Here is an 18,065-nt window from a genome sequence, read left to right on the forward strand (position 1 = left end):
GACTAATTTTTGCTAATTATAACTAATCAAAACACACAAAACAGAAATCCTCTAAGTTCTTTTATCTGTGTTAATTAGTAAAAATCGACCAAGCCCAAATTCACACGTCAAAATAGACCCATTTATATTTTTTTCTGCTCATTTTATTTTTACTTTTGTTCCTTGTTTTTACTGAGCTTAATTGGTATATAACCTAAATTAAAAGATATGTTACAAGTTGCTTTTATCAGAGAGAATAAAGAAGACATCATTGCACGTTTAGCTAAACGAAATATAGATGCTACGGAAATGATTAATGAAGCTATTGCTTTTGATGAAGACCGAAAAGCACTACAAACGTCTTTAGATAATACAAAAGCAGAATCTAATGCTTTGTCTAAAGAAATTGGAAACTTATTTAAATCTGGAGAAGTACAAAAAGCAAATATTTTAAAAGAAAAGACTACCCAATTAAAAGAAGCTACCAAGAATTTTGAACAAGAACTTAATGATAAAGTTGAGGCGCTTTCTCAGTTGTTATATAAGATTCCTAACGTACCAAATCCTATTGTTCCTGCAGGAAATACAGACGAGGATAATGAAGAAACGTTTAAAGAAGGTGACATCCCAAAACTACACGATGCTGCATTACCACATTGGGAACTCGCTAAAAAATACAACATTATTGATTTTGAATTAGGAAACAAAATTACAGGAGCCGGTTTCCCAGTGTATATTGGTAAAGGTGCTAGATTACAGCGTGCTCTTATCGCCTATTTTTTAGACAAAAACACAGAAGCAGGATATACAGAATACCAAGTGCCACATTTAGTAAACGAAGCTTCAGGGTTTGGAACTGGTCAATTACCAGACAAAGAAGGACAGATGTATCATGTTACTTTAGATAATCTATACTTAATTCCAACTGCAGAAGTACCTGCAACCAATATTTTTAGAGATACACTTTTAAACGAAAGCGATTTACCAATTAGTATCACAGGCTATACACCATGTTTTAGACGAGAAGCTGGTAGTTATGGTGCTCACGTTAGAGGATTAAATCGTTTGCATCAATTTGATAAAGTTGAAATACTTAGAGTTGAACATCCTGATAATTCTTATAAAGCATTAGACAGCATGGTAAATCATGTAAAAGGCATCTTGCAAGATTTAAAATTACCATATAGAATCTTAAGATTATGTGGTGGAGATTTAGGATTTACATCGGCATTAACTTATGATTTTGAAGTGTTTTCAACAGCACAAGACCGTTGGTTAGAAGTATCATCAGTTTCTAATTTTGAAACGTTTCAAGCCAATCGTTTAAAATTACGTTTTAAAAACAGTGAAGGTAAAAACGAATTATGTCACACTTTAAATGGGAGTTCTCTAGCATTACCTAGAATATTAGCAGGTATTTTAGAAAACTATCAAACTGAAGATGGTATAAAAATCCCAGAAGTTTTAGTGCCTTATACAGGATTCGATATGATTTCTTAACGCATTAAAAATCACTTGAAAATAGCTTATTTGTTAAAATAAAAAGCATTTCAGCGATTATTTATGTATTTCTTCGTTTTTATTGATTCTTTTTTAGAAATTAGTATTTCCAAATTACAATGACCTACATTATGAAAAATTTAAAACGAATTGTATTACTCTTTTCTTTGATTACAATGGTATGCAAAGTCTTGTTTTAACTATTCTTTCATTTAGAAACAATAAAACAGAACCAAGACAGAATAACTGAATCATATTTACAAAAATAATGGTTAATAGCACATTTATTTTGCTGGTAAAATGCCTAAACGTAAAGTTTAGGCATTTTTTTTATGGTTATTTTCACAATATCTAGGTTACGCATTTGTTATATTTACACTTATCTTTTACATGTTCTGTAAAAAACTATATATACATGCTACAGCGATTATTTATTTTTCTTTTTATTTCATTTAACTTTTATGGCACCGCACAAACCAGTGAGGCACAAGCAGACAGTTATTATAAAAAAGGAGAGTTTAAAAAAGCGCTTATCATTTATGAAAATTTAATAAAAGAGAAACCCTACAACTATAATTACATTTACAAGTTAGTAGATATCCACCAGCAATTAGAGCAATATAATGAAGCAGAAAATATCATTACAGCACAATTAGAAAGAAATCGAAATCCAATGATGCTCGTTGTTTTGGGTTATAATTTTCAAGTTAGAGACAGTATAGAAAGTGCCAATAAGTTGTATGAAGAAGCCATTAGTTTTGTTGATGACAAACCTAATTATATTTATTCCATTGCCAAAAAATTTGAAGATTACTCACTCCTAGACCAAGCCATAAGAGTTTACGAAAAAGGCAAAATACTAACTCCAGAAAGAGACTATAGTATTCAGTTAGCGCGTATTTATGGTGACCAAGGTGATGTTGAAAAAATGTTTGAAAACTATATAGAATATGTAGATTACAAACCCAATTACCTCAACGATATTAAACGCGCCATTAGTGAGTTTATTTCTGAAAACAACGACAACGAAAGTAATATTTATCTAAGGCGATTATTATTAAAAAAAATACAGCAAGATCCTAAACCTTTTTGGTACGATATGTTAAGCTGGTTATATGTTCAAGAAAAGGCCTATAATAAATCCTTCATTCAAGAAAAAGCACTTTATAAGCGGAATCCAGAAAGTTTAGACCGCATTATTGAATTAGCAGAAACGGCAAGAAAGGATAATGACGATGACACTGCTAAAACAATTTTTAATTACGTTTTAGAAACAACTCAAGACCAAACTACAGCGTTAACTGCGCATCAATACATTCTAGAAATAGATACTAAAGATGCAGATGAAAAAGGTTTAAAACAGATTGATGAAACCTATAATAACCTTTTTAAAGAATACGGAAAATCTCTACTCACCATTCCGTTGCAATTAGCTTATGGTAAATTCTTAGCTTTTGATCTTAAAGACACTGCCAAAGCTACAAGTTTCTTAAAGGAAAGTTTAGAATTACCAATCTCTGTATATAGACAAGCAAAAATAAAGTTGCTTTTAGCAGATATTTTAGTGCTTCAAGAAAAATTTAATGAAGCTTTAATTTTTTATTCTCAAATTCAAGCAGAACTAAAAAATAGCACTATTGCCCAAGAAGCAAGATTTAAAGTTGCAAAAACTAGTTATTATAAAGGAGATTTTGATTGGGCAGAATCGCAACTCAAAATATTAAAATCATCTACATCGCAACTAATTGCAAATGATGCGCTAGATTTAAAACTATTAATTACTGATAATAAATTTGAAGACACTTTACAAACCTCATTAAAACTATATGCTAAAGCAGATTTGTATGCATTTCAGAATAGAACTGATGATGCCATTTCGCTTTTAGACAAAATTTTAGAAGAACACAAAGGTGAAAGTATTACAGATCAAACCCTTTATCAACAAGCAAAATTATACGAGAAAAAGAAGAAATATATTAACGCTGAAGCCAATTACCAAGAAATTATAACTGATTACAGAGATGGTATCTTGGCAGACGATGCCTATTATTATTTAGCAGAACTCTACAATACGCATTTAGCAAAACCAGAAGAAGCAAAAGCACTCTACGAAAAAATTATATTTGAACATCAAGACAGTATCTATTTTATAGAAGCAAGACGAAAGTTTAGGATGTTGCGTGGTGACAGTATAAATTAGTATTTCAGTCTTCAGTTATAAACCTCATTCGGCAGCAATATCGTTTTGTTTTAAAAATTTCTAGTTTATTCAATTTTACATCTTTGCTAATTCGTGAGAACATATTAATCATTAACTTCTAAATCCATATTTTTGCACCAAATTCATAAAATATGATCATATATAACGTTACCCTAAACATAGATAAAAGCGTCCATAAAGAATGGTTAGAGTGGATAAAAGAACATATTCCACAAGTATTAGCAACAGGAAAATTTAAAGAAGCCAAATTAACAAAAGTCTTGGTAGAAGATGACGAATCTGAAACCTATTCTGTGCAATATAGAGCACATTCAAGAGAGGCTTTAGAAGCTTACTACGCAGAGCATTCGGATAGTTTAAAACAAGAAGGATTAAAACGTTTTGGAGATAAAGTTTTATCATTTAGAACAGAATTAGAGGTTGTTGATGAATTTGTAGTAGATTACAAATAGACTCAATAAAACAATCAAGTCTGCCAATCTCTGTGCAGCTCTACGTATCTTTGTATTTCAATATTTAAAAATTAATTGTGCATTTGTGGCAAATCAACACCAAGTAAAAGCAAAAAAACACCTAGGACAACACTTCTTAGAAGACGAAACTATAGCACAAGATATTGCAGACAGCTTATCTCTTGAAGGTTATAATGATGTCTTAGAAATTGGCCCAGGAATGGGTGTATTAACCAAATACCTTCTCAAAAAAGATACTACAACACACGTTATAGAAATAGATACAGAGTCTGTAGACTATTTAAAAAACAATTACTTAAATCTTGCTGAGAGAATCATCGAAAAAGATTTCTTAAAATACGACTTAAACCTCGTTTTTAAAGACAAACCCTTCGCTATCATTGGTAATTTCCCTTATAATATTTCCTCTCAAATTCTGTTTAAGACTTTAGAATTAAGGCATCAAATACCTGAATTTTCAGGTATGTTTCAAAAAGAAGTTGCTTTACGCATCTGTTCTAAAGAAGGCTCAAAGGTTTATGGTATTTTATCTGTTTTAACACAAGCATTTTATGATGCAGAATATCTTTTTACTGTGCCTCCAACAGTTTTTAATCCTCCACCAAAAGTAGATTCAGGTGTATTATTACTAAAACGCAAAGACAATTTCACTTTACCTTGTGATGAAAAGTTATTTTTTAGAGTTGTAAAAACAGGTTTTCAACAACGAAGAAAAACATTACGTAACAGTTTAAAAACATTCAATCTGTCGGATAATTTAAAAGCAAATACTATATTTGGGCAACGACCAGAACAATTAAGTGTTTCACAATTTATTGAGCTGACATCGTTGATTGAAAAAGACGTTGATTAATTTTCCTCTATTGCTATCTTAAGCGTAATAGAAGTTCAATGAAACTACAAAAACGAAGTGGAAGAAATCCAAGATAACATACAATTTCAGCTTACAGATGAGCTTATTGAAAAGGTAGAAGTCCTTGTCGATGAAGAAAACGACAAAGATTTAAAAACCCTATTAAATGAGTATCACCATGCTGATATTGCCGAAATTCTTGATGACTTAAATTTAGATGATGCTGTATATGTTATAAAACTTCTAGATTCTGAAACCACTTCGGAAATTCTAATGGAACTCGACGAGGACATTAGAGAAAAAGTACTTAGAAATCTTTCTACTAAAGAAATTGCAGAAGAAGTAGAAGAACTAGATACCGATGATGCTGCAGATATGATTGCAGAACTTCCTGAAGACAGACAGGCGGAAGTTATTGCATATATAGAAGATCATGAACATAGAGATGAAATTCAAGAACTTTTAGCCTATGACGAAGACACTGCAGGTGGACTCATGGCAAAAGAGTTGGTAAAAGTATATGAAACATGGACTGTTGCCGGTTGCTTGCGCAGAATTAGAGGCCAAGCCAAAGATGTTACAAGAGTTCACTCCGTTTATGTTGTAGACAAAAATGATAAACTCATTGGTAGATTGTCTTTAAAAGATTTAATCATTTCTAAAAGCGACACAAAAATTGCAGATATAGCCAAAGACAATGTAGATTGGGCGCACGTTAACGACGATGTAGAAGATGTGGCAAAAGTAATGGCTAAATACGATTTAGAAGCTATACCTGTAGTTAACGATGACCAAATACTTGTTGGTAGAATTACCATCGATGATATTATAGATGTTATACGAGACGAAGCAGATAAAGATTACCAATTAGCAGCAGGTATCTCTAAAGATGTAGAAGCCGATGATAGTATTCTAAAACTAACAACAGCACGCTTACCATGGTTATTTATTGGCATGTTTGGCGGCCTTGGTGCAGCTAGCATTATAGAACAATTTAATGACAACATGGGCAATTTTGTAGTATTGCTAAGTTTTGTACCATTAATTCAAGCTACAGCCGGAAATGTTGGTGTACAATCTTCAGCAATTGTGGTTCAAGGTATTGCCAATGGTACTATAGATGGTAATATTATTAAACGATTATTTAAAGAATTTTTATTAGGCTTAGTTAATGGAGTTGCCATTTCACTCGTGGCCATCGTTATCACTCATTTTATTTTTGGCACGCCATATATTGTTTCTATAACAATCAGTATTGCTTTAGTAGCTGTAATAATCATGGCAGCAATTATTGGTACGTTTATTCCTATTTTCTTAAACAAAAGAGGTATAGATCCAGCAGTTGCTACAGGCCCATTTATTACTACAAGTAATGACGTTTTTGGCATACTAATCTACTTCTTAATTGCTAAGATGATTTTAGGGATTTAAGATTACTTCTTAAATAGAAAGTATACGTAATCCTTAACTCAAAACTTTGTAACTTTACTATAGAAAAACAGATTAATAAAATCTTAAATCGCAAAAAGTAAGATCTTATACGTTTGAAACCTATAAAAACTCTCACTTTCAAGAGATATAAACATGAAAATATTACACTTAGATACTAATCACCCTCTACTCATAAATCAACTTAACGATTTAGGATTCACAAATCACGAAGATTACACCTCTTCAAAATCTGAAATTGAAGCAAAAATCGCAGATTACGATGGTTTTATAATCCGTAGTAGATTTACAATAGATAAACAATTTTTAAATGCTGCCAAAAACCTCAAATTTATAGGTAGAGTTGGTGCAGGATTAGAAAATATCGATTGTGATTATGCCGTAGAAAAAGGCATTTATCTTATTTCTGCACCAGAAGGCAACCGAAATGCTGTTGGTGAACATGCATTAGGTATGTTATTATCACTTTTTAACAAGCTCAATAAAGCAGATAAAGAAGTAAGACAAGGAAAGTGGTTGCGAGAAGAAAACAGAGGACTAGAGTTAGATGGAAAAACCGTTGGGCTCATTGGCTACGGTAATATGGGAAAAGCATTCGCTAAAAAATTAAGAGGTTTCGATGTTAACGTGTTGTGCCATGATATAAAAACTAATGTTGGAGATGCCAATGCCAAACAAGTCTTGCTTGAAGAATTAAAAGCTAAAGCAGATGTTCTGAGTCTTCATATACCACAAACTGCATTAACTTTAAAGATGATTGATTCAGAATTTATTAATGGGTTTAAAAAGCCTTTTTGGCTCATTAATACGGCTCGCGGAAAAAGCGTAGTCACAGAGGATTTAGTTACAGCATTAGAATCTGGCAAAATATTAGGAGCAGGCTTAGATGTTTTAGAATATGAAAAAGCCTCTTTCGAAAATTTATTCTCTTCAGATAATATGCCTGAAGCCTTTCAGTATCTCATAGCATCAGAAAACGTTTTGCTTTCACCTCATGTTGCAGGCTGGACAATTGAAAGTAAAGAAAAATTAGCACAAACTATCGTAGATAAAATAAAAGCATTTTTCAAAAAATAAAAGTACCTTGTAAGCATGTCAGTTTCTCAAAATAACAACACAAAAAACACTTACGACACCATCATTGTTGGTGCTGGAGTTGGTGGATTATCAGCCGCAATATGTTTAGCTAGAGCAGGACAAAAAGTATTGGTCTTAGAACAGCACGATGTTCCTGGCGGTTGGTGTCATAGCTTTTATCTTAATGGTTATCGGTTTACTCCAGGAGTGCATTACGTAGGACTTTTAGATAAAGGTCAATCTACAAGTGAACTCTATGAAGGCTTAGGTATTGCAAATGATATTGCATTTTACAAAATGAATCCTAAGGGATTTGAGCATTGCTGGATTGAAGATGAACGTTTTGATTACCCTTCAAATTTTGACGATTTTCAAGCGGCTTTGATAGAACGTTTTCCTCACGAAAAGAAAGGCATAATTAAGTATTTAACCCTTGTTAAAAATGTTGGTAAACAATTGCAACTTATTCCTAAAGTAAAAGGATTATGGCAACAAATCACCATTCCATTTCGTACTAAACATATGGGTAAATATTCACCATTCAGTTTAAAGCGCGTAATTAATTGGCATGTAAAAGACCCTTTATTACAAAGCATTTTAAATGTACAGTTTGGTGACCATGGCTTACCACCAAAAAAAGCAAGTTTTATTATGCATGCTGCTATAATGGCTCATTATTCTGCTGGTGGATTTTATCCAATGGGAGGCGGAGGAGCTATCGTTAAAGCTATGACCAATAAAATAAAAAAGCACGATGGCTTAGTGCAAACTAGTACGTCTGTAAAACGCATATTATTAGAGGGTGATAAAAAGAAAAAAGCGATAGGTATAGAACTTGAATCTGGAGAGCAAATTTTTGCGAGCCGTGTGATTTCTAATGCAGATCCTGGCATTACCTATTTTAACCTTATCGGAAAAGACAACATCAGTGCTAAATTGCTTAAAAAACTGAGTAAAACCAAATACTCTTGTACATCTATTATGCTATTTTTAACGGTAGACATGGATGTAAAAAAAGCAGGTTTAGACTCTGGTAATATCTGGCTTTTAAAAGATAAAGATTTCGACACTATTTATGATGATTCACAAAACGCAGACATTCTTAAAGGTGAGGAATTCCCTGGTATGTTTATTAGTTGTACAACATTAAAAGACCCAATAAGTTTTGATGGACGCTATCACACCTTAGAAGCTATTACTTATATCAATTACGACGCTTTTGCTGATTTTAAAGACGAAGACAAAGAAAGATCTGAAGCCTATTTGCAATTTAAAGAGCAAATTATTCAGAAGTTTTTACGCAGTTTAGAAAAAGTGGTTCCTGGTATAACAGCAAGTATTGTACATAAAGAATTAGGCACACCTATAACCAATGAATTTTACATTAATTCTACTGACGGAAACGTTTATGGCACAGAGAAAAGCCTAAAACATATTGGTCCTTTTGCCTACAAAATGAAAAGTGAAATAGAAAACTTTTACCTGTGTGGTGCAAGTACCGTATCTCATGGTGTTGCAGGAGCAAGTTACTCTGGCGTTCAAACTGCAGCGGCTATTTTAGGATGCAGACAAGATGATTTAATTAAACCAGATGCAGCTCAAGATTTACGCATTTTTGATGCTGAAGATGACACCAACTATCCTGATTGGATGCAAAAGAAAATAGCACTTAAAAAAACAAAATTGGCATCTAAAGATGTTTTTACATCGGCAAATTAAAATATTTATTTGCATATTGAGATTCAATGTAAACTCATGCTAATATAAAACCTAGACATAACGATTATGCAATACGAAGCCCATTCACCAGAAGATTATATCAGTCAGGTTCCAAAAGAACGCCAAGATTCACTAAAAAAGTTACGACAAGTCATAAAAGATAACTTACCAAATGATTTTGAAGAAGGAATGCAATACAAAATGATTGGTTATTATGTGCCACATTCTGTCTATCCAGATGGCTATCATTGTGACCCTAAAACGCCCTTACCTTTTATGAGTTTTGCTTCTCAAAAAAACTCAGTAAACCTTTACCATAGTGGTATTTATGCTAACCCAGAGTTACAAAAATGGTTTGTTGCAGAATACCCTAAACATTGTAAACGTAAATTAGACATGGGTAAAAGCTGTATTAGATTTAAAAAAATGGACGATATTCCGTTTGAATTAATAGGTGAACTTACAAGGAAAATGACCGCCAAAGAATGGATTTCCATTTACGAAACTGCAATAAAAAAGAAATAAAACTATAAATATTCAGAACTACACTTTGTAAGATTCTGAAATAATTCAGAATATAAAATGAAAAAAAGAGTTACAGGAATTGGTGGATTATTCTTTAAATCTAAAGATCCAAAAGCAGCAAAAGATTGGTACAGTAAACACCTCGGTTTTAATACTGATGATTATGGTTGTACATTCTGGTGGAAAGACAAAGATGGAAACGATTGTTCTACACAATGGAGTCCATTTGCAGAAGACACTAAATATATTGAGCCTTCTAAAAAAGACTTTATGTTTAACTACAGAGTAGAAAACTTAAAAGAACTTTTAGAAACCTTAAAAGAAGAAGGTGTTACCGTTGTAGGTAAAATGGAAGAATACGATTATGGTAAATTCGGTTGGATTTTAGATAACGATGGAAATAAAATTGAACTGTGGGAACCAATAGATCAAGCATTTAAATAATCAATCTTTAAATAATAATTTTTGAATTATTTTGAACTTCTTCAATCTTACAACTTAACCGTATTGCAATGGATCGCCATTAGTTTTGCGGTTTTTTTATTAGGCTTATCTAAATCTGGTATTAAAGGCATAGGTATTATTCTTATAGTGATACTTGCATTTGTTTTTGGAGAAAAAACCTCTACAGGTGTATTATTGCCAATGTTAGTTTGTGCAGATATTTTAGCCGTTATTTACTATAACAGACACGCAGATTGGGGAATAATAAAAAAGCTAATTCCCTGGATGATTATTGGTGTTTTAATTGGTGTATGGATTGGTAATGACATTTCAGAATATGTATTTAAAAAACTAATGGCGTTTATAATAATTATTTCTGTTATTATAATGTTTTTTCTAGATCGCATTAAATCTGCTGAGCCTCCTAGCAACAAATTATTCTCTTCTAGTATGGGCTTTTTAGCAGGCTTTACTACAATGATAGGTAATTTAGCTGGTCCTGTTTCAAATATCTATTTCTTAACCATGAGATTTCCTAAGAATGAATTTATAGGAACTGCAGCTTGGTTCTTTTTTATTATAAATGTTTTTAAACTTCCCTTTCATATTTTTGTTTGGAAAACCATAACTAAAGAATCTTTGGCTTTAAATTCAGTATTAATACCAGCCGTTCTAATAGGATTTTTTATTGGTGTGCACATTGTAAAGCTAATTTCTAACCTAAATTACAGGCGCTTCATTTTAATTGTGACTGCCATTGGTGGTATCATTATGCTATTTAGTTAAGTCCTCTAATTATATCTCTAATCAATTTTGAAAGTAATAGTCTTCGAAATTTTTCAAAATATTTTACTACTCTAATTTTGTTAACTTTACGACTTAAACAAAACTATAAAAGATGTCTGAAAATACTACAAATTTAAGTGATGATACGCTAAATAACGCTAATGAAGGAGTGGATAAAGCTATTGATAAGGTAAGTGATAAAACAAACGAAGTTGTAAACAAAACTAAAGACGCATTTGATAGCGCAAAAGATAAAGCTTCTGAATTAGCTGATGACGCAAGCGAAAAACTTAATGAGTTTACAGATACAGCAAAAGAAACTTATTCGGACGCCAAAGAAAAGGCATCTGAATTTGCTAATGAAGCAGGTGAAAAGCTAGACGAATTAACTGATGTAGCAAAAGAAAAAGCATCTCACTTAGCAGAAGAAGCAAAAGAAACTTATACCGAAACTAAAGCAAAAGCCAAAGAATTTGCAGATGAGGCAAATGAAAAAATAGGTGAATTTGCAGGTGATGCAAAAGAAAAAGCGTCTAAGTTCGCTGATGCTGCAGAAGACAAACTAGAAGATTTAGCAGAAGACGCTAAAGAAACGTACACTGAAGCAAAAGAAAAAACAAAAGGTTTCTTTCAAAAGTTATTTGGAAAGAAATAAAAACCGTTAATGCAATTTCGTTAACTTTATAGCACTAACTAAAAAAACAAATAGTATGTCTGACGATAATAAAAATTTAAGCGATGACCTAGATGATATGATAGGTGACGTTAAAGAAGGAGCAAAAAAAGCAGGAGATAAGATAAGCCAAAAGGCTAGTGAATTTTCTGATGACGCTAAAGAAATAGGTCGTGAGGCTAAACAAGCTGCTAGCGATTTTGCTGATGATGCCAAACAAGTATTAAGTGACGGTAAAAACGTGGCTATCATTGCACATATATGGTGGATAGGTTGGATTATTGCTCTAATTATGAATAATGGAGAGAAAAAAACAGAATTAGGTTCTTTCTATATTAGACAAATGTTAGGTTTATTATTATTCTCATTTCTTTCATGGATTCCTATTCCTTATTTCCCATTTATTATTGGTGTTATAGGACTTGTATTATGGATTATAAGTTTAATGGGAGCCTTAAGTGGTGAAAAGAAACCTGTACCAATTATTGGAGAACAATTTCAAGATTGGTTTAAAAGCCTTTAAAATTATAAAAGCCAGAATATTAATTCTGGCTTTTTTTTGTTCTATTACGTATAAATTTAAAAAGGTATTACTCATCTAAACCATAATCCAAAGGCAACGTATCACCAACACGTTGATTGCCCATAACTCCACTAAAATATACACCAATAATAGGTGCATAATTACCATAGGTGTCAACAAAGAATTCATCTATTTCTAATTGCAATTCTGATTGAAAGTCTTTATCATATAAAACAGAAACGTTCTCCTTTAAACTTACCTTTTTAAAATCAGTATTTTCTACAGCTTCAACAGTAAAATAAGACCATTCATTTACAACAAATCCATCGTAAAAAATCAAATAACCTTCGTCTTTAAGATTTTTATTATAAAGTGAACGCATAAAATGTTGTACGGAACCACTGTATGCATGCTTTCTATTTTTGATGCTTTTATTTTTTTTGAAATCTTCTAATTCTTTGTAAAATGAAGTTCCAAAATACACTACAGAATTTACAGTAAACTCTCTAGTTTTAAGATTTGCATATTTAAAGTTAACTTCGAAATCAATGAGGTCATAAGAGATTTCATACTGTAAGGATTTGTTAAGCACCTTTAACGGCACTTTACAACTTGCATATAAGTCTTTCTTATGCTTATCGTATTTTAAAATTAAATCGTTTTCATTTAATATTTTACAAGATTTGCCAAACTTAGAAGTTCCTAAAAATTCTTTTCTAAATAATCTTAATTTTTGTCGTCTAGTTAAACCATCATCATATTCTAAATAAACCTCATCTAAAGCATTATCAGCTTCAACAAGTTCTACTACAACATTATTTTTACTTCTAAAATCGGAAATTAAAACCTTGTTATAGCCTAAATAAGAAATAACCAAAGTAGATTGTACAGCATCCGTATAGTTTATTGAAAACTCCCCTTTATCATTTGTAGTAGTGCCTATTGTGGTATTATCGAAATAAACAGAAACTGTTTCAATAGGTTGTTGAGTAAGTTTATCTAGTACACGTCCTGTAAGCGTTTGTGATATACAAAAGAGAGGTAGAATAAAGGCAATTATGCTGGCTTTATTTATCCTCACTATTATCCATAAATTTTCGTTCTAGTTCGGCCTGAAATTCTTCCATTACAGGTCTAACCGTACTTTCTGGCAAATCTGCGATTTTTATATACATTAAGCCATCAACCGCATTATTAAATAATGGATCTACATTAAACGCTACAAGTTTGGCATTTTGCTTAATATATTTTTTTAGTAAAACAGGTAATCGTAATGCTCCTGGTTCTACTTCGTCTATAATCTTATCAAATTTATTTAAATCAGCCTCTGTAGCATCAAACACAAAGTCCTTATCTGCATCTTGTAATTTTACTTTAAACTCTTTTTTAGGATGAACGTATTGAGCCACATAAGGATCGTAATAATGAGACTTCATAAACTCAATCATTAAACTTTTAGAAAAGTTTGAAAATTGGTTACTTATACTCACTCCTCCTATTAAATATTTATGTTCAGGATAACGTAAGGTAATATGCACAATACCTTTCCAAAGTAAAAATAAAGGCATTGGTTTTTGTTGGTATTCTTTTATAATAAATGCACGGCCCATCTCTATAGATTGGCTCATCATTTTATGTAATTCGGGCTCAAAACGGAACAGATCTTGTAAATAAAATCCATCAATTCCGAAACGTTCAAAAATTTGTGATCCTAAGCCCATTCTATAAGCTCCTGCGATGACATTTTTTTCATTATCCCATAGAAACATGTGGTGATAATACGTGTCAAATTTATCTAGATCAATAGCTTCATTAGTACCCTCTCCTACTTCTCTAAAGGTAATTTCCCTAAGTCGTCCTATTTCTCTTAAAATATTAGGAATGTCTTTTGCAGACGCCAAAAACACTTCGTAATTCTTACTTTCTAATAGTCTTGCGTCGTTTACTCTTAACTTATCAACCTCAGCAATCATTATTTTAGGTGCAATAGGAGTAACAATACGTTTTGGTGGTTTTGATACTTTTAATTGCGATTGCAAATTATCTAAAATCTTAGGTTTGTCTTCAAAAGTTTTAGACAACATATATGTTTTTCGTCTTAAAAATTCTGAAAACTCAGGCAACGTTTCATGTTCCTTTTGATCTTTAACTGAAATCGGTTTACCAACTCTTACTTTTATTACACGTCGTTTTTGTGTTAATAGCTCTGAAGGTAATTTTGCTGTTCGGAGTGTATCACTAAGTTTAGACAATCTATAAAATAAACGACTATTTTTAGCATGAAAATAAATAGGAACAACAGGTACTTCTGCTTTCTGAATTAGCTTCATTGCAGCAACTTCCCATTCTTTGTCAACTACCAATTTTCCATCTCTATACGTAGACACCTCGCCTGCCGGAAACACTCCTAATGGATGACCTTCTTTTAAATGTAAAATGGCATTTTTAAAACCTGCAATACTACTTTTGGCATCCTTACGGTCTTCAAAAGGATTTACAGGCATTATATATGGCTTAATAGGCTCAATACGATGCAGAAGAAAATTTGCAATGATTTTGAAATCGCTTCGCTGCTCTATCATTAACTTTAATAATAAAATACCATCAATACCACCAAGAGGATGATTAGAAATAGTGATATAAGGACCTTCTTTAGGAAGACGCTTCATATCCTCTTCAGGTATTTCGAATTTAATTTGAAACTCGTCTAAAATCGCATCAAGAAAACCGACGTCTTTAAGATGTTTATTGCGATTATAAATTTTATTTAAGGTAGAAATTTTAAGTACTTTCATTAATATCCAACCAAAAAAAGTACCTAAGAAACCATACTTATCAGCATGGATTGCTTTAGCCACTTCTTTAGCGGTTACTAAACCAGTATCAGACGATTTCCCCATAAAACAAATGTAGTAAAGTTTATTTAGTTACAATTTGCACTGTTCCTTGTGTTAATTGCTTCAACAATACAGTTTTATCTTTTTCTAACTCTTGTATAGCAACGTCATTATAGTTCCTAATAGTATAAAGACTCACATTTTCGTGACATGTTACTTTGAATTTCGCTTTTAAATGTTGAAGTAATTTTTCTAAATTATTGTATAAATTATCTATACAAACAGAAAAACTAATTGCAGAATTCTGAATCACATCTACCTTCATTTTATACAAATGCAGTAAACTAAAAATTTCACTAATATTATCTTCCATAATGTATGAAAAATCTAAAGAAGATAATGAAATTAATGTCTGATTCTTTTTAACAATAAAACATGGAATCTCTGGTACTAAAGCTTTTCCTTTACTAACACAGGTTCCATCACCTTTTGGGTTTAAAAACGACTTCACATACAATGGAATTTCCTTTTGCTGTAGTGGTTGAAGCGTTTTTGGATGAATTACAGATGCTCCATAAAATGCCAATTCTATGGCTTCTCTATACGAAATTTGATGTAATAATTGTGCGTTATCAAAATAACGAGGATCTGCATTTAATACACCAGGTACATCTTTCCAAATGGTTACACTATTGGCATTTAAACAATACGCAAAAATAGCAGCTGTATAATCACTTCCTTCTCTTCCTAAAGTGGTAGTAAAATTATTAGCATCACTACCCAAAAATCCTTGAGTAATATTTAAAATGTTAGTATCTAAATTACAAGAAATATTATCTTGAGTAGCGTCCCAATTTACATTAGATCTTCTGTAGTAACTATCCGTTTTTATAAATTCTCTTACATCAATCCAATTATTTTTTAAGCCAATTTCATTTAGATAATGACTTATAATTGTAGTTGAAATTAACTCACCAAAACCAATAGTTTGGTCGTAGACGTAATTATAATCTGGTGATTTATTACTTTTAAAAAAAGCATTTAATTCATCAAAAAGCATCTTTACGTCTATAAATACTTGGTGACGTTTATTTTCAAACAAATCGACTATAATATCATCATGGCATTTAATAACCTCATGAATAGCACTTTGTAATTCGGGCTTGTTTTCAAAATAATTTTTGATAACCAACTCCATTCTATTCGTTGTTTTTCCCATTGCTGAGACCACAACTAAAGTTTTATCGTAACCTGTGGTTTTTAGAACTTCTGCTAAATTCTTTACACCATCTGCATCTTTTACTGATGCTCCACCAAATTTATAAACTCGCATTATAATTGGTTTAAATAATTAGTAATTCCGTTTTCATCTAACTGAACAACGTTCCAATCTCTCATAACATTTGCTCCTTTACTTTCATAAAATTTTATAGCTGGATCGTTCCAATCTAAAACCTCCCAACTTACCCGTTTAACTCCTATTTGCTTTGCATGTTTAACAACTGTATCTAAAAGTTGGGTACCTAAACCTTTACCTCTACATTTTTTACTTACAATAAGATCTTCTAAATGCAAAACTTCGCCTTTCCATGTTGAATATCTAGGATATACTAATGCAATACCTTCAATAGTCTGTTCAACTTCTAAAACAAAACAAATAAACTTTGAGTTTGTACCAAAACCATCTTTTTCTAGATCAGAAACACTGACTTCTACAGCATCTGATTCTTTTTCAAATATTGCTAATTCTTGGATGAGTTCTAAAACTCTTGGCATATCTTGCCTAAGGGCTAATCGTGGTTGATTCATTGATTATTTAAAAAGAAAATTCAAATATAAAGCAACTCTATTGAGATAACAATTAATTTCTAGAGCGAAAACGTTATAGTTTGTTAAAAAATACGATATTTGTGTGCTACTAATCAATAATTTACTTCATGTCTAAAAGAAAACAAACCTTAGGGGAATTTATAATTGAAAATCAAACGTCATTCAAATACACTTCTGGAGAACTTTCCCGACTGTTAAATTCTATTCGTTTAGCAGCAAAAGTTGTTAATCACGAAGTTAATAAAGCTGGTTTAGTTGATATTATTGGTGCTGCAGGCGACACTAACATACAAGGAGAAGACCAACAAAAATTAGATGTATATGCTAATGATAAGTTTATACAAACCTTAACCAAACGAAATATTGTTTGTGGAATTGCTAGTGAAGAAGAAGATGATTTTATTACAATTAATAGTCAAGATGAAAATCATCAGAATAAATACGTAGTATTAATAGATCCGCTTGATGGTTCTTCTAATATTGATGTAAATGTATCTGTAGGTACTATCTTTTCTATATACAGACGTGTAACTCCTGTAGGAACACCTGTAACGCTTGATGATTTTTTACAAAAAGGAAATCAGCAAGTTGCTGCTGGTTACGTTGTTTATGGTACATCAACCATGCTAGTTTATACCACAGGAGATGGTGTTAATGGTTTTACATTAAACCCAGCAATTGGTTCTTATTATTTATCGCATCCAGATATGCAATTTCCTGAGGACGGAAACATCTATTCAGTTAATGAAGGGAATTACTCTGATTTTCCATTAGGCATAAAAAAATACATTAAATATTGTCAAGAAGACGAAGGTGAAAGACCTTATACCAGCAGATATATTGGATCTTTAGTTTCTGATTTTCATAGAAATATGATTAAAGGAGGAATTTATATGTACCCTAAAAGTTCTAAAAACCCAAAGGGAAAACTGCGTTTATTATATGAATGTAACCCTATGGCATTCATTGCGGAGCAAGCTAATGGTAAAGCCAGTGATGGTTTTACACGTATAATGGATATAGAACCAACAGAGCTTCATCAGCGTGTACCATTTATATGTGGTAGCAAAAACATGGTAGATAAAGCTGAAGAATTTATGAGAAATAATAACGTTTAAGAAAGATTATTTTATCCCATAAAAAAAGCAACCTATTTTAAGGTTGCTTTTTTAGTTT

General features: G+C 31.8%; 17 protein-coding genes. 13 read left to right on the top strand and 4 right to left on the bottom strand.

Translation table 11 applies throughout. The annotated features are described in order from the left end of the window. The first annotated feature begins 207 nt into the window (after positions 1–207). From serS to ACJJVO_RS11195, 12 genes are all read left to right on the top strand, one after another. Positions 208–1,479 (top strand): serine--tRNA ligase, encoded by a 1,272-nt coding sequence (gene serS / locus ACJJVO_RS11140; protein ID WP_405574054.1) that lies wholly within the window; start codon positions 208–210, stop codon positions 1,477–1,479. Positions 1,480–1,894: 415 nt separating this feature from the next. After that, entirely contained in the window at positions 1,895–3,679 is a 1,785-nt protein-coding gene (locus ACJJVO_RS11145) for a tetratricopeptide repeat protein (RefSeq protein ID WP_405574057.1), read from the top strand. A gap of 152 nt (positions 3,680–3,831) precedes the next feature. Then, the gene (locus tag ACJJVO_RS11150) at positions 3,832–4,152 is read left to right on the top strand and encodes a DUF4286 family protein (protein WP_405574058.1); all 321 of its coding nucleotides are present in this window, start codon (positions 3,832–3,834) and stop codon (positions 4,150–4,152) included. A gap of 85 nt (positions 4,153–4,237) precedes the next feature. Further along, entirely contained in the window at positions 4,238–5,026 is a 789-nt protein-coding gene (gene rsmA / locus ACJJVO_RS11155) for a 16S rRNA (adenine(1518)-N(6)/adenine(1519)-N(6))-dimethyltransferase RsmA (protein WP_405574060.1), read from the top strand. A gap of 57 nt (positions 5,027–5,083) precedes the next feature. Further along, positions 5,084–6,457, top strand: coding sequence for a magnesium transporter (gene mgtE / locus ACJJVO_RS11160; RefSeq protein WP_405574061.1), 1,374 nt, complete (start codon positions 5,084–5,086; stop codon positions 6,455–6,457). Positions 6,458–6,610: 153 nt separating this feature from the next. Further along, positions 6,611–7,552, top strand: coding sequence for a 2-hydroxyacid dehydrogenase (locus ACJJVO_RS11165; RefSeq protein ID WP_405574063.1), 942 nt, complete (start codon positions 6,611–6,613; stop codon positions 7,550–7,552). Positions 7,553–7,567: 15 nt separating this feature from the next. Next, the gene (locus ACJJVO_RS11170) at positions 7,568–9,271 is read left to right on the top strand and encodes a phytoene desaturase family protein (protein ID WP_405574065.1); all 1,704 of its coding nucleotides are present in this window, start codon (positions 7,568–7,570) and stop codon (positions 9,269–9,271) included. A gap of 66 nt (positions 9,272–9,337) precedes the next feature. Beyond that, positions 9,338–9,796 carry a DUF1801 domain-containing protein gene (locus ACJJVO_RS11175; protein ID WP_405574066.1) on the top strand — a complete coding sequence of 153 codons (459 nt, stop codon included), beginning with the start codon at positions 9,338–9,340 and terminating at the stop codon, positions 9,794–9,796. Between the two features lie 57 nt (positions 9,797–9,853). Further along, positions 9,854–10,240: a VOC family protein gene (locus ACJJVO_RS11180; protein ID WP_405574068.1), complete on the top strand. Its 387-nt coding sequence runs from the start codon at positions 9,854–9,856 to the stop codon at positions 10,238–10,240. A gap of 21 nt (positions 10,241–10,261) precedes the next feature. Next, entirely contained in the window at positions 10,262–11,026 is a 765-nt protein-coding gene (locus tag ACJJVO_RS11185) for a sulfite exporter TauE/SafE family protein (RefSeq protein WP_405574071.1), read from the top strand. Between the two features lie 112 nt (positions 11,027–11,138). After that, on the top strand, positions 11,139–11,681 hold the full coding sequence (locus tag ACJJVO_RS11190) for a hypothetical protein (protein WP_405574073.1): 543 nt from the start codon (positions 11,139–11,141) through the stop codon (positions 11,679–11,681). A gap of 55 nt (positions 11,682–11,736) precedes the next feature. Then, the gene (locus ACJJVO_RS11195; protein ID WP_405574075.1) at positions 11,737–12,222 is read left to right on the top strand and encodes a DUF4870 domain-containing protein; all 486 of its coding nucleotides are present in this window, start codon (positions 11,737–11,739) and stop codon (positions 12,220–12,222) included. A gap of 67 nt (positions 12,223–12,289) precedes the next feature. Here ACJJVO_RS11195 and ACJJVO_RS11200 read toward each other — a convergent pair whose 3' ends face one another. The 4 genes from ACJJVO_RS11200 to ACJJVO_RS11215 are packed head-to-tail and all read right to left on the bottom strand — an operon-like array spanning position 12,290 to position 16,868. Beyond that, on the bottom strand, positions 12,290–13,303 hold the full coding sequence (locus ACJJVO_RS11200; protein ID WP_405574078.1) for a carboxypeptidase-like regulatory domain-containing protein: 1,014 nt from the start codon (positions 13,301–13,303) through the stop codon (positions 12,290–12,292). Further along, positions 13,290–15,122 (bottom strand): GNAT family N-acyltransferase, encoded by a 1,833-nt coding sequence (locus ACJJVO_RS11205; RefSeq protein WP_405574080.1) that lies wholly within the window; start codon positions 15,120–15,122, stop codon positions 13,290–13,292. The genes ACJJVO_RS11200 and ACJJVO_RS11205 overlap by 14 nt, the downstream gene beginning before the upstream one ends. Before the next feature lie 19 nt (positions 15,123–15,141). Continuing rightward, entirely contained in the window at positions 15,142–16,392 is a 1,251-nt protein-coding gene (locus ACJJVO_RS11210) for an aspartate kinase (RefSeq protein ID WP_405574083.1), read from the bottom strand. After that, positions 16,392–16,868 carry a GNAT family N-acetyltransferase gene (locus ACJJVO_RS11215; RefSeq protein WP_405574086.1) on the bottom strand — a complete coding sequence of 159 codons (477 nt, stop codon included), beginning with the start codon at positions 16,866–16,868 and terminating at the stop codon, positions 16,392–16,394. The genes ACJJVO_RS11210 and ACJJVO_RS11215 overlap by 1 nt, the downstream gene beginning before the upstream one ends. 128 nt (positions 16,869–16,996) lie before the next feature. Here ACJJVO_RS11215 and fbp point away from each other — a divergent pair, with 128 nt between their 5' ends. Beyond that, positions 16,997–18,007: a class 1 fructose-bisphosphatase gene (gene fbp, locus ACJJVO_RS11220; protein WP_405574089.1), complete on the top strand. Its 1,011-nt coding sequence runs from the start codon at positions 16,997–16,999 to the stop codon at positions 18,005–18,007. The last annotated feature ends 58 nt before the right edge of the window (positions 18,008–18,065 follow it).

Source organism: Winogradskyella sp. Asnod2-B02-A (genome assembly GCF_045063645.1).
Lineage (GTDB): Bacteria > Bacteroidota > Bacteroidia > Flavobacteriales > Flavobacteriaceae > Winogradskyella.